The organism is Streptomyces nanshensis (genome assembly GCF_001751255.1).
Taxonomy (GTDB): Bacteria; Actinomycetota; Actinomycetes; order Streptomycetales; family Streptomycetaceae; genus Streptomyces; species Streptomyces nanshensis_A.
The window spans coordinates 1-13274 of the sequence record NZ_LJGW01000355.1 but is presented as its reverse complement, the minus strand read 5'-3'; the positions used below and the strand labels follow the sequence as shown (position 1 = coordinate 13274).

The window sequence follows — 13274 nt, the reverse complement described above, 5'->3', positions numbered from 1 at the left end:
CGGAGGCGTCCGGTGCGGGGCCCGCCCCGGCGGCAGACGGCAGGCCCGGGGCGGACGCCTGCGGCCGGCCCGCCGCGTGCTGCGGAACGCGGACGGAGACGGAGACGGACCAGCCGGTGCGCTCCAGTCGTGCGCCGGTCTCGTCGGCGAGGGTGTCGAGATCTCCGGCGAAGAGGACGACGTCGCGAGCCTGCGGCCCGAGGGGCACAGGGGGCGTGACGGGTATCGCGCCGAAGAGTCTCCGCGGACAACCGCGGCCTGCGCCGACGATGGTCGTGAACATCACCCGCCGCACCGGGGACCGGTCCAGCAGGTGAACGCAGGCGGCGTGGGCGAGCATGGTGGAGACCTCCGCCCCGCGGTGCGCGGGGTGGACGAGTTGCCGTGCGAACACCCAGAACTCGCCCTCGTCGCCCACGACATGCGGCAAGCCGGCGAAGTCTTCGTGCAGGTCGCCCCGTCGGGGCCCGTTCAGGGTGACGCGCATTCCGCCCACCGGTTCGCCCCGGCCCGCCACGGGCACCTCCGCAGCCTCCGAAGCGTGGGCGGTTCCGGGGGCTACGGGAGCCTCGGGAGCTTCGAACGGTTCGGAGGCTCCGGGCCGCGCCTGCGAGCACAGCACGTGCAGGGCGTCCTCGTCGTACACGTCCCAGACCGGTACGCCCAGGGCGGCGAGCGTGGAGCCGTAGTGCTCCCTGCGCAGCCGCAGGAGCTCCGACCTGGAGGGGGTGGTGCCGGCGAGGTACACGGTCCTGGCGGCATCGCCGTTCACGAAGTCGGCGACCGGCGGATCACGCGCCTCCAGCGGCGCGGACAGCTCGTCGTGGCGTGAACGACGGCGCGGCCACAGCGTGTTCGCGCCGTGACCGCGCCGCTCGGCCGCCCCGTCGGGGCGCGTCACTTCACGAAGTCTTCGACGACCTTCGGCGGCCACGTACCGACGTTGAGCACGCCCATCGAGTAGGCCCGCGAGACCAGAGCCGCCCTGTTGGGCACCCGCAGCTTCCGCAGCAGACCGGTGACGTGGTACTCCACGCCCTGCCTGCTCAGGTACAGCCGCGAGGCCAGGTGGATCGTGGAGAGCCCCGCCGCGATGCCCTCGAGGATCCGTGCGTCGATGTCGCTGAGCAGCTTCTTGCGGGCCGGAAGGACACCGGCGTCCTCGGCCTCCTCGGAGGAGCGCATGAAGATCAGTACCGCGGACACCTGCGGCGTCTCGTCGGAGACGGCCGCCGCGGTGAGGGAGCCGACGAAGGCCTCCTCCTCGGGACGGACCGCGACGACGTGCGTGTCGAAGAGCTGGCGCTTGCCCTCGGTCAGCCGCGCGAACTGCCGCATGAGAGAGGTCTTGATGCTGGGGTGCACGAGCTCACGGAAGTTGAGCCCGCACACGTCCGCGGAGGACGCCCCGAACTGACGCGAGAACTCAAGGTTCGCGTGCTGGATGACCAGGTCCGGATCGAGCGAGGCGGTACACAGCCCGGGCTGGGAAGATCCCTGTCTGGAAATTCCGTGGAGACTGCCCGAGGAGACTTCGCCCGCGTTCACCCGCACCGGGCCCGCAGATGCAGCAACCGCCATTGCTCTGCCATCCTTTCCGCCCCCCGCTTCAGACATTCTCGAAAACCTCAGAGAAGATTCCCTGCCGATTCTTGAAGGCCCCTGGATTTGCGCCCTCGAAATGGAGGCTATGCAGCGGTGCCGCGGTGGTCAACGAACAGCTTAGGGCCGGGAACTAATCCCGTGGGCGGTCACGCCGAGGGTTCGGTCGACGCTTCGGCTTCGGTGGTGTGGTGCGGTAGCGGGAAGCTCAAACCAAGCTCAAGAACAATCTCAAGTCCAGCTTAAAACCGCTGTTGAGCTGCGCGACCGTCTCATATAACACACGGAAGCACCCCATTGAGGCAGTCTTCCCATCAAGGGCGAAGGTGTGTGAATTCGGACGTACGCAGAACCTTCGCAAGTTCCGCCCGCCCCGACACCCCGATTTTTCGATAGGAATTCGTCAAGTGTTTCTCGACAGCACGCAAACTCACGCCGAGCGTCTTTGCTATTTCCTGGTTCGTAAGGCCTTCACCGGCGAGCGATACAACCTTGCGTTCACTTCGTGTGAGGGCATTGTTCTGAGAGGGCGCAGCCCCGAGTCCGTCCTCCGCGCGTTTCGCCAGCCAGGGCGCTCCGCAGGCGGCCGCGAGCTCGCCGCCCTCGCGCAGCGCCGCCTCCGCCTCCGGCCTGCTCCCCAGTCTTCCGCCCAACAGCACGAGAGTGCGGGCCAGTTCCAGTTCGTTGCGCGAGGAGCGCAGCACCTCGACCGCCTTGCGCAGCATGGGGATCCCGCGGTCGCCGTGGAGCCGGCCCTTGAGGCGCAGCGCCCGGCCGAGGACGGCCGGCGCGCCCCAGGCCGCCGCCCACGAGTGCTCCTCGTCGGCGAGCACCATTGCGGACAGTTCGTCGCCGAGCCGCTCGTAGAGGCCGATCGCACGGGGACGCCAGGGGAAGACAGCCGAATTGTGCCACCCCCGTGACTCCAACTGCCTGCCGCAGGCGAGCAGATCCTCCAGCGCACGGGCCCGCATGCCTCGCTGTGCGTGAACCGAGGCCTGGAGGATGCGCAGCACCGAGGTGAGCGCGAGGCCGGTCGGCGTGCGCGAACCGGCGCCGGCGAGGATCTCCTCGCTGAGCGGCATGTCCCCCAGTTCGAGCGCGACCGCGGCCAGCACGACGCTGGGTGCCTCGTACCAGTACGGCGCCGTCAGCCGTAGCGCCCGTTCCGCGTGCTCGCGGGCCCAGGCGGGCCGGCCGCGCGAGATGTGCACCATGGCCCGCTGGGCCAGCAGCAGCGCCTCGTCCGATGCGCTGACCGGCCGCCTCGGGTGCTTCTCCGGCGTCAGCCAGGTCTCGACGTCGTGGACGGAGTCGGCGGCGAGCAGCGTGATCGCGGCAAGCGGCACCGTGGTGTGCACCCGGGCCTCGTCCGCCGGTTCGCGTTCCAGGATGCGGCCGGCCATGCGGGACGCGGCGCTCGCGGAGAGCCGTCCGGCGAAAGTCGCCGAACACAGCAGCACCGCCGCCAGTTCGCGCTCGGCGCCGGAGTCCAGTGGAGGTTCGCCTCCCAGCTCGCGCAGCCGCTCCGTCGAGGAGGAGAGCGCGGCCGGGTCCTCCTGCGCGTAGTGGCGCAGCCTGGCCTCCAGGCACAGCGCCGTCTCCCGTGTGGTGCCGTCAAGTTGCTCGGGGGCGCCCAGTTCCTCGGCCGTCCGCCGCACCAGCTCGACCATCGAGGAGGAGGGCCTGGCGAAGAGGGCGGGAGGCATCCGCTGCACCGCGGCGGCCCGGTCCTTGACCTCCGGGAGCATGGGCAGCGCCTGAGCGATGTGCCGTTCCGAGGCCGTGGGGTCGAAGGTGCGTTCCGCGGTGGCCAGATCGATCAGCAGCCGGGCACGCTCCGCGTTCTGCCCCGTGCTCTCCAGCAGCGCGCGGCGCAGGTAACGGGCGGCGATCTCCGGTGCGCCGCGCCGCAGGGCGGTGGACGCTGCGGAGCGCAGCACGGCGGTGGACCACGCGGGGCTCTGGCCGGTGACGGCCATGAGCTGGGCCGCCACCTGCTCGGCGGGACGGCCGCCTTCGTAGAGGAGGGCCGCGGCGCTGTGGTGCAGGTCCTCGCGCTGGGTGATCGTGAGGGAGGACTCGACCGCGTCCTGCACGACGCGGTGGGTGAAGCGCAGCGTGCGCTCGTCGGGGAGCAGCCCGAGCTCGTACAGCACGCGCAGGGCCGAGCTGAGTCCGATGTCGTCGAGCCCGGCGAGCTGCGCGACCAGTGCGGGCCGGGCGTGGTCGCCGAGGACGGCGATGGCCGCCGCCAGGTCCCGTACGGGCTCGGTCTGGGCGCGGATGCATCCCGTCAGGCGCTCGCGCAGCCCGGAGGGGCGCAGGGAACGGGCGGTCTCGGCGTTCTCCGCGGTGGGCCGGTATCCGCTGACGGCCATGCCGACCAGGACCGACAGCAGGAACAGCGGGTTGCCGGCGGAGACTTCGTGGCAGGCGCGTACGTAGGGCTCCTCCCCCGGCTCCTCGAACTGCTCCTCGATCATGACTCTGGTGGCGTCCAGCGAGAGGGGCGTCGGACTGAGCGTCTGGCCCGCGCACTCCGTCACCTCGCGCACGAGCGCGTACCGCGACCACGGGTCGCCCTCCCGCAGGGTGCACACGAGGACGATGCGCAGTCCGCGCAGGCGCTTCGCCAGGTACGCCAGCCACCGAAGCGAGGGGACGTCCGCCCATTGCAGGTCGTCGACGAGGATGAGCAGCGGCGTCTCCTCGCAGAGGCCGACCAGAAGCGACCTCAGTCCGTGGAGGGTGGCCTCGGAGGTGTCGATGCCGGGGTCCATTCCGGCGGTGCCGTCGTCCCCGGAGAAGACGCTCCGGGCGAAGCGGTCCGGTTCCTCCCGGAGCTTTCGCCGCGCCTCGGGGGTGGCGCCCGTCATCAGCGAGTCGAAGAGCTGGCGTACGACGCCGAAGGCGAAGTCCTGCTCCATGAGGGCGGCGTGGGCGGTGAGAACCCGCACGTCGCTGCCGTCGGCGCCCGCGGCGAGCCCGCGCAGCAGGGCGGATCTCCCGATGCCGAGCGGGCCGGTCACCACGATCATGGAGGACCGGCCGTCTACGGCGGCGCACAGGGCACCGTCCACTTGAGCCATCTCTTTGTCCCGCTCAAGCAGCATCAGGGGGCCGCCTCTCTCCTCAGCATCATGGCGCGCAGCTCCTCACGCCCGGTGACGTGCAGCTTCCTGTAGACGCTGCTCAGGCGCAGCTCCACGGCGCGCTTTCCGACCGACAGCAGATCCGCGATCTCACGGTTTCCGTGTCCGCGGACGGCCAGCAGGGCCGTCTCCCTCTCCGCCTCGGTCAGCAGGCCGGAAGTGCGCGACGGCTCCGCGGCAGCCGGGGTCGCCGGCTTCTCCAGCTCCTCCGTGAGCCTGCGGACGGCCTCGGCCGGACGGCTCGACGGGTACGTGGTGGTGACCTTGGTCAGTCGGACCACACGTCCCGCGGCGGCAGGAGCGTCACCCGCGTTGAGTTCCGCCTGGGCAAGCTGTACCAGACTCCAGGTGTGCAGGAGCATCTCGCGCGAGCCCTCGAACGCCATGGCCGCTTCCCTGAGCCTGGCCATCTGCGCATCGCTGGTCAAGGGCCCGGCGGTCACCGCCGCGAGTCCGACGGCGGCGGCCGATCCCCAGTCGCGCGCGAGGTCGCTCTCCTCCCGTGCGAGCTGTTCCGCTTCGTCGTGGTGGCCGAGCGCGTCAAGGCAGCGTGCGGCCAGCGAACGCCACGGCAGCAGCGCCGGGTTGAGCCACTGGCGGCGCAGCAGCCCGCTTCCGCTCTCCCTCGCCAGCCGGAGCCCCCCGGCCCAGTCCCCGTCCCGTGAGGCGACCATGGCGCGGGCGAAGAGGAGCAGGCTCCAGGCCGCGCCGTTCTCGGCCCCTTCGGGCATCTCGTGCTGCGCGAGACGTCGCGCTCTCTCCTGCTGTCCGCTCTCCACGGCGACGTGGACGCCGACTGCGGCGAGCTGCGGCGCGGCGGCCGGATGCCAACTGGTGACGGGGAGCGCCTCCTGCGCGTCCTGGATGTCGCGTTCGGCGGCGTCCAGACGTCCCGTGCGCAGTTCGACCTCCGCCCGCAGCGTGAGCAGACGAGCGGATGCCGCCCTGGCGTGGGAGCGCTTCGCCTCGCGGATCAGGGCGTCCAGCGCCGAGTGCGCCTCGTCCATGTCGCCGGCCGCGATCAGGGCTCTGCAGGCCGCCAGGCGGGGCATCACGGGAGCCGCGCCGGCGGACGCGTTCAGGCATGTGCGTGCGAGGGTCCGGGTGGCGGGCAGGTCCCTGGCCCGCACGGCCAACCGCCAGGCCAGTACCCCGGCTTGGAGGGGCGCGTCCGGGGTCTCGGGCAGCGCCGGCACGACGGGGATCATCAGCTCCGCCTCGTCCTGACGGTCACGGTGTGCCAGCCAGTACAGGGCGATCAGGTCGTCGTGGGCGGGCTCCGCTGCGGACGGGAGCGCTTCGGCGGCGGCGCGTGCGGCCCAGTCGTCGTCGCCGCGGGCCAGGCCCAGGTCGATGGCACGCCGCACCAGAGTTCCGGCAGCGCATCCCCCGGCGTTCCTGACGAGGTTGTCCAGGCGCCTGCCGGCGACATGCGGACTGCCGACGATCTCCGCTGCGGCCAGCTCCAGGCTGAACCGGGCACGCCGCGCGGGTTCCAGGGGTTCGAGGAGTATCCGGGAGAGACAGGCCACGGCATGGTCCAGGTCTCCGCGGGCGAGGGCGTCCGTGGAGCTGCGCTGAAGGTTCTCGACGACCCACGGCGCTCCGATCGCGGTCGCCCGGAAGAGCATTGCGGCGATGTCCTCGTCGGCGGCTCCCGCGCGGTGTGCCAGGGCCGCCGCCCTGACGTGCAGGTCCGCGCGTTCTTCCGCGGGCATCCGCTCAAGCACGCGGATGCGTGCGTGGGGGTAGCGGATGCGCGCCGTGTGTCCGCACGTCTCGACCAGCCCCGCCGACTCCAGCACCTCCAGCAGCTCGCGTTCGGGCAGTTCACGCGGCCCGGCAAGGGTGCGCACGAGGGGGAAGTCCAGTACGTCCCCGCACACGGCCAGCGCCCGCATGACGCTCTGCGCCTCGGCGGGAAGTTCCTCCATCGCCCGCAGCGACAGGTCGCCCGCGAACTCGTCGGCGATCGCGCGGAATTCGGGCAGCCGCGCGGACACGGGCCGGTGGCCCTTCTCGTGGAAGACGCGCAGCGCTTCGTGCAGCACGGCCGGGTTGCCCCGGGTGGCTTCGTGGGCAGCGGAGTCGAAGGACGGCTCGCCGCCGGTGCCGCATACGTGACGTATGACCGCGGCGACCGACCGGAGCCCCAGCGGCCTCATCGTGAGGTTGCGGACGAGGACTTCGGACGGCGGGGAGGGCACCAGCCTGCTCCACCCGTCGGTGGCCGTACGGCTGCTGAGGACGAGTGCGATCGGCACGTCCGCGTACAGGCGCCTGGCCAGGGCCTCCATCCACTCCCGGGAGGCCGCGTCCAGCCAGTGCACGTCCTCCAGGACGAGCAGCGTGGGCGTTCCGGGGGCGGACCGCAGCACTTCGACGAGGCCCGGAAGAGTTCCCGGCCCGTGCCCCGGAGGGTGGGAGCGCAGAGCGTCGCAGACCGTTCCGTCCAGCGGCATCACGAGCTGGAGTACGGCGCCGTAGCACAGTTCCTGTTCCGCTCTGGTGGCCCGCGCGTGCAGCACTCTCAGGCCCAGTTCCCCCGCACGCCGGGCCACCCGGCGCAGGAGGGCGTTGCGGCCTTCGCCGGGCCTGCCCTCGACCGTGACGAGCGAGGGCTGTGCACGGCCCAGCCGCTCCAGCACCGTGGCGAGCACATCCTGTTCCTGTTCCCTCTCGTACAGGGGGCGTTCAGGCTCTGCGGCGGTGCCCGGGCCTTCCCGCCCCGCGGTCCGCGGCTGCGTTCGGTCACCGGATTCCCTGGTCACGTGTGCCACCTGTGTCACGGTCAGCGTCGCGCAGGCGGGTACGCGGCCCGCAAGGGCAGCTTCTTGACGAGGTCTTCGCGGGCGGAGAGCACGGGAGCGAGGTCGGCCCGGCTGGTGACGCCCAGCTTCCGGTACGCGCTGGTCAGGTGCGTCTCCACGGTGCGCACCGTCACGAACAGCGCTTCGGCGATGCCCCTGTTGCTGGTACCGGCCGCCGCGAGGTCGGCGACCTTGCGCTCCATACCCGTCAGCATGCCGAGGGGGGAGCCGCTCATCTTCCGCATGCGTCCACCGGCCTCGATCAGCAGGGTCCGTGCCATCTCGCCCAGCTTGAAAGTGCCGCAGCGCTGCGCCAGGTCGGCGGCGGTGCGCAGGTGGTCCCGCGCGGAGCGCCGGTCTCCTTCAGCCAGCAGCGCCCGGCCCACGAGGAACTCGGCGCGCGCGTGCTCACCGCGCGCGGGCGAGCCGGCGAACATCTCGGCTGATGCGACCAGCAGCTCGATGCCTTTCGGGCCCGGTGTGGTCAGACCGCCGCCGAGGCTCGCCAGCGCCTTCGCACGCGGCGTACCCCACCGTTCGGCCAGTTCGCTGCCGTGTTCGGCGAGGCCGCGTGCCTGCCCGGTCCGGCCGAGGTCCATGAGCATGCCCGCCGCGTCCAGCCACCACGGAAGGTAGACGGGGTTGGCGACGCCGCTCTCGTCGAGCGATCTGCCGCACGCGTAGAGCAGCTCAAGGCCGCCTTCCACATCGCCGAGCGACCAGCGGGTCCGGGCGGCGACCTGCGCGTACCAGGGGTATTCCGTGACGAGCCTGTCGAGGTTGGGGCGCTCGATCGCATCGAGCACGCTCGCGGCTCGCTGCGGCTCGCCGAGGTCGGTGAGCACCATGGCGAGCGCGATCTGCGGCATCGCGGAAGTGTGTCCCCACCGCTCGTCCGCGATGATGCCGACGGAAGTCTGCGCGTCCGCCAGCGCTTCCGGGAGGGCGCCGATGCCGTGCAGTACGAAGGCACGGATGGCCAGCGCCAGCACGTAGCTCCACGCCGCAGCGCTGCGCTGGCTGGCCTGGAGCAGCCGGTCCAGCGCTTCGAGCGCCTCCTCGGCCTCGTCGGCCAGGCTGAGGGTGAACGAGGAGGCGAACAGCGACTCCTCGGTGGGACTGCCGGTGGCCCGTATGGCCCGGCGCGCCTTGTCGATGCACCCCTCGACGTCGTCGCCTCCCAGGGCGCCCAGCAGTGCCTGCATGGCGAGCAGTTGCCGCTGGGCGGTGGTGTCGCCCGGCGGGGCGGGCATCGACGACGCCCGCTCGCGCACCTGTCCGATGGTGCTCTTCTCGTCCGCGCCCGCCCTCAGCAGCGCCGCCTGGACTTCGGTGCGCAGCTCCACATCGGCGGGGCCGGGGTCGCGCCCCAGTTCGCAGTCGAGTTGCTGAAGCACCTCCTCGAGCACCCGTACCGCGGCGGGCGATTGCTGAGCCAAGAGGCACACCCCGCCGAACTGCACCGCCACACCCGCCCTGGTACGCACGTCGAGGGGCGATTCCAGTACGGCCTGCAACTGCCGTACGGCTTCGGCGGGTTCCGTCTGGGACACGCATCGCGCGAGCTGCAGACGCAGCGCCAGACTGTCGGGGTCGGCCTCGCGGGCCCGGGTCAGGTAGCGGACGGCGGCCTCGGGCGCCGCCCGGCTCTCGGCCTGGCCGGCGGCCTCGCACAGCACCGCCGTCATCCACGGCGCGGTCAGCCGGGGCAGCAGGAGCAACTGGTTCGCGACCTGCTCCGGGGGCAGGCTCTCGTCGCTGAGCAACAGGGCCGCGCTGGTGCGCAGTTCGGCGAGCGCGTCGCCGTCCATGTCCTCGAGTACGGCGGAGCGCACCAGGTCGTGCGCGAGGCCCAGGCCGTCCGGGGCGAGGATTTCGGCCTTGCGCAGCACCTTCACACCTTCGTCCACCAGCGTGGGAGGCAGACCGGCCAGGGCGCCCAAGCGCTCGGCGGGCGCGTCTCCCAGCACGGCTGCTGCACGGGCGAGCGTACGTATCCATTCGGGCAGCGCCCGGAGCATGCCGCGCACCGAGTCCGACACGACCTGCCCGGCGATCTCCCGCGCCCTGTTCACGCCGTGTTCGTCGGGGCGCACGCCCGCGCTCTTCAGCTCCAGCAGCAGCCTCTTGAGGAGCATGGGGTTCCCGCCGGGCAGCGCTGCGACGTCCCGCACGAAGGTGCTTTCCGCCGCCCCCTGGTAGGCGTACCCGACCAGCTCCACCACGTCCTGCCGGGACAGCGGGGAGAGTTCGAGGAAGGCCGAGGAGGGTCGCGCGGCGACGTCGGCGAGCGCGGAGGCGAGCGGCACGGCCTCGTCGCGCTGCGCCAGCACGACCAGCAGCGGCATCTCCTCCGACCTTCGCAGGAGGAAGTCGATCCAGGCCAGGGAGCGTTCGTCGCACCAGTGCACGTCGTCGAGGGCGAGCAGCAGCGGCCGCTCCGCCATCAGGTTCGCGGTGAGCCAGTACAGGCCGTGCATGACGGAGTACGCCGCAGAGGACTCGTAGGCACTGGAGCCGGAGCCTGTGGCGAGGGCGGGCAGCGCTCGGCGGGCGCCTCCGCTCAACAGCGGCGAGAAGGCGGCGTCCTCCGCGGAGAGGCCGAGCGACCGGAACAGGGCCCTGACTCCTCCGTAGCCCGCGCCGGCGTCGATCTCGCTGCACGCACCGTGCAGGACCGTCATCTCCCGGCAGGCGTCGGAGGCGATGAAGGAGTGGAGCAGGCTCGTCTTGCCGATCCCCGGAGGGCCCTGGAGCGTGACCAGTCCCGCCTGCCCGCGCCGGGCGGCCTCCGCGCTGCGCTTGAGCACCGCCATCTCGCGGGCCCGGCCGACCAGGCAGTCGGAGAGACCGGCGGAAGGCAACCGGTCCGGCACCATGCCACTCCTCGCAACCGTGTCATCCCGCGGCCCCGGCGTTACGCCGACGCCTGTCCCTGAATGATCGCTCGCGTGCACAACGTGATCGTTTACGCTAGCGGATCCGTTGCCACCGGCCAAGACGGGGCTCACACACCGGACTTCAGGTGCTCCCGGAGCAGCGCGATCACGTCGGCCGCCTTCGGGCCGAGGTAGAAGTGCCCGCCGGGGAAGACCCTCAGGTCGAAGTCCCCCTTGGTGTGCTGGCGCCAGTCTTCCGCTTCGTCCAAGGACGTCTTGGGGTCGTCGTCCCCGGTGAGCGCGGTCACGGGGGCCTCCACCGCGGCACCCGGCTCGCAGCGGTAGGTCTCGGCGGCCTTGTAGTCGCTGCGCAGGGCCGGGAGGATCATCCGCAGGATCTCCTCGTCGCCGAGCAGTGAACTGTCGGTGCCTGCCAGCTTCTTCAGTTCCTCGACGACTCCGTCGTCGTCCTTGGTGTGCACGTTCTCATCGCGATGCCGGGACGGTGCGCGACGTCCCGACGCGAACAGCCGCGTCAGCTCACCGCCGTCCCGCTCGTAGCGCCGGGCGACTTCGAAGGCGACCGTGGCGCCCATGCTGTGCCCGAAGAAGGCCGTCCGGCCGGAGCGGAGCACCCCGCGCAACGCGCCGTAGACCTGGTCGGCCATGGTGGCGATGTCGTCGGGACTGGTCTCCCCCCGGCGGTCCTGACGCCCGGGGTACTGCACGCTCAGCACCTCGGCCGTGGAGGAGAGCTGCGCCGAGACCGGATGGAAGAAGGACGCGGAGCCGCCGGCGTGCGGGAAGCACACGAGCCGGCGCCGGGCCTCGGGGGCGGGGTGGTAGCGCCGGATCCACAGGCCCTCGTCCTCTGACACCGTCATCGCGTTCCGCACCTCTCTCGCGACTGGGCCGACAGCGAAGCGGCCCGGCCCGTCTCGACCGACCCGTACCGCCTTCAGCGTCGCAGAGGAAGAGTGAGGATTCCCCTAGTACCGGCGGCAGCCGTCCGCAGCGCTATGCGGGACGGCAGTGTCGCGTCTGCCCCCTCATCGGCCGGACATGCGGCCGGGCGCCGCGCCGGAGTCGAGTGATTTCCCTGCGGCCGGCGCGGTGTACTGGCCGCGTGGCGGGTGCACTTGCCGCGTGGCGCGTGCCACCCGCTCTGGGAGCAGCCGAACAGCCGAGCAGGCAAGGGGAAGACGATTCGATGACGGGCAAGCTGTTCGCGGTCAGTGACCTGCATGTCGCCTACGACGAGAACAGGTCGATCACCGAGGAGTTGTTCCCCGGCTCCGACGAGGACTGGCTCATCCTCGCCGGGGACGTGGCCGAGCGCTACGAAGACGTCGAGTGGGCGCTGCGGCTGCTGGCCGGCCGCTTCGCGAAGGTGATCTGGACCCCGGGGAACCACGAGCTGTGGACCCATCCGCAGGACTCGTGCACCCTGCGTGGCGAGAAGCGGTACCTGCAACTGGTCGAGATGTGCCGTGGACTGGGAGTCGTCACGCCCGAAGACCCCTACCCCGTGTGGCGCGGCGACGGCGGACCGGTGACCGTGGTTCCGCTGTTCCTCCTCTACGACTATTCCTTCCGCGTCCCGGGGGCGTCCACGAAGGAGGAGTCGCTGAGGCGGGCCCACGATGCGGGCATCGTGTGCACGGACGAGTTCCTGCTGCACCCCGACCCCTACGACGGGCGTGACGAGTGGTGCCGCATCCGCGTGCGGCAGACCGAGGAGCGGCTCGCCGCCCTCGCACCCGGTGAACGGACCGTACTGGTCAACCACTTCCCCCTGGTCCGGGCCCCCACGAGGGTGCTGCGGTATCCCGACTTCGCGCAGTGGTGCGGAACCGGTCTCACCGCGGACTGGCACAAGCGCTTCAACGCCGTCACGGCCGTCTACGGCCATCTGCACATTCCGCGGGTCACCTGGTACGACGGCGTGCGCTTCGAGGAGGTGTCCGTCGGCTACCCCCGGGAGTGGCGGGGACGCCCGGCACGGGAGCCGCTGCGCCAGATCCTGCCCGAGCCGTCCGCGTCCTCGGCCTCATCCGGAGGCAGGCCGTGATCGCCTCTCTGCTGCCCGACGAGGTGTACGCCGACGAGTCCTTCGGCGAAGGGCCGGACGACGGGGCCGGCGCGCTCTTCCCCGAGGAGGCGGCGACCGTGGCGGGCGCGGTGCCCAAGAGGCGCAAGGAGTTCGCACAGGTGCGGAGTTGCGCGCGGAGCGCCCTCGCACGGCTGGGCGTGCCGCCCGTCCCGCTGGTTCCGGGCCGGCGCGGCGCACCGCGATGGCCCGCGGGAGTCGTCGGCAGCATGACCCACTGCGCCGGGTACCGGGCCGCTGCCGTGGCACGGGAGGCCGACGCCGTCGGAATCGGCATAGACGCCGAGCCGGACGGGCCGCTGCCGGAAGGAGTGCTGGAGGCCGTCTCGCTGCCGTCGGAACGGAAGGCGCTCGGCGCTCTCCGGGCGCGAAGCGCCGAAGTGCACTGGGACCGGCTGCTGTTCAGCGCCAAGGAGAGCGTCTTCAAGACCTGGTATCCGCTCACCGCACGCGAACTGGACTTCTCCGAAGCGGAGATCGCGATCGACGCGGAGGCCCGCACGTTCGTCGCCCGTCTTCTTGTCGAGGGACCGGTCGTGGGCGGCGCCCGGCTGCGGCACTTCGCGGGCCGCTGGGCCTCGGAGGCGGGAGTGCTCGCCACGGCGGTCCTTCTCCCGCACGGCGGCGGTGCGGACGGCCCCGCGCCCTCCCCCTCCGGGGGCACCTGAGACCGGCGGGGCACGTCTGTCTCGCCGCCGCCGGAGGTACACGGCAGGCG

General features: G+C 71.7%; 8 protein-coding genes. 2 read left to right on the top strand and 6 right to left on the bottom strand.

Annotated features, from left to right (window positions below; all coding sequences use genetic code 11):
• From AN218_RS21235 to AN218_RS21210, 6 genes are all read right to left on the bottom strand, one after another.
• The coding region (locus AN218_RS21235) for a hypothetical protein (RefSeq protein ID WP_141747642.1) at nt 1-901 on the bottom strand (901 nt) is incomplete at its 3' end.
• A complete protein-coding gene (locus tag AN218_RS21230; RefSeq protein ID WP_244900568.1) occupies nt 898-1509 on the bottom strand; it encodes a PAS domain-containing protein in 612 nt (203 codons plus the stop codon). The genes AN218_RS21235 and AN218_RS21230, both read right to left, overlap by 4 nt.
• A gap of 407 nt (nt 1510-1916) precedes the next feature.
• The gene (locus tag AN218_RS21225) at nt 1917-4718 is read right to left on the bottom strand and encodes a helix-turn-helix transcriptional regulator (protein ID WP_070018490.1); all 2802 of its coding nucleotides are present in this window, start codon (nt 4716-4718) and stop codon (nt 1917-1919) included.
• Entirely contained in the window at nt 4718-7528 is a 2811-nt protein-coding gene (locus AN218_RS21220; protein ID WP_275936989.1) for an AAA family ATPase, read from the bottom strand. Before AN218_RS21220 ends, AN218_RS21225 begins: the two co-directional genes overlap by 1 nt.
• Nucleotides 7529-7548: 20 nt before the next feature.
• Nucleotides 7549-10446, bottom strand: coding sequence for an ATP-binding protein (locus AN218_RS21215; protein WP_070018489.1), 2898 nt, complete (start codon nt 10444-10446; stop codon nt 7549-7551).
• Between the two features lie 128 nt (nt 10447-10574).
• Nucleotides 10575-11330: a thioesterase II family protein gene (locus AN218_RS21210; RefSeq protein WP_070018488.1), complete on the bottom strand. Its 756-nt coding sequence runs from the start codon at nt 11328-11330 to the stop codon at nt 10575-10577.
• A 326-nt stretch (nt 11331-11656) separates the two neighbouring features.
• Between AN218_RS21210 and AN218_RS21205 the strand changes: the two genes are divergently transcribed.
• Together AN218_RS21205 and AN218_RS21200 are read left to right on the top strand one after the other, a co-directional pair.
• Nucleotides 11657-12517: a metallophosphoesterase family protein gene (locus AN218_RS21205; protein ID WP_070018487.1), complete on the top strand. Its 861-nt coding sequence runs from the start codon at nt 11657-11659 to the stop codon at nt 12515-12517.
• Nucleotides 12514-13224 (top strand): 4'-phosphopantetheinyl transferase family protein, encoded by a 711-nt coding sequence (locus AN218_RS21200; protein WP_070018486.1) that lies wholly within the window; start codon nt 12514-12516, stop codon nt 13222-13224. The genes AN218_RS21205 and AN218_RS21200 overlap by 4 nt, the downstream gene beginning before the upstream one ends.
• Nucleotides 13225-13274: the final 50 nt, after the last annotated feature.

Excerpts from the sequence above, each read along its gene's own strand:
- AN218_RS21225 (WP_070018490.1), bottom strand. The coding sequence starts at position 4,718 with ATGCTGCTTGAGCGGGACAAAGAGATGGCTCAAGTGGACGGTGCCCTG.
- AN218_RS21215 (WP_070018489.1), bottom strand. The coding sequence starts at position 10,446 with ATGGTGCCGGACCGGTTGCCTTCCGCCGGTCTCTCCGACTGCCTGGTC.
- AN218_RS21210 (WP_070018488.1), bottom strand. The coding sequence starts at position 11,330 with ATGACGGTGTCAGAGGACGAGGGCCTGTGGATCCGGCGCTACCACCCC.
- AN218_RS21205 (WP_070018487.1), top strand. The coding sequence starts at position 11,657 with ATGACGGGCAAGCTGTTCGCGGTCAGTGACCTGCATGTCGCCTACGAC.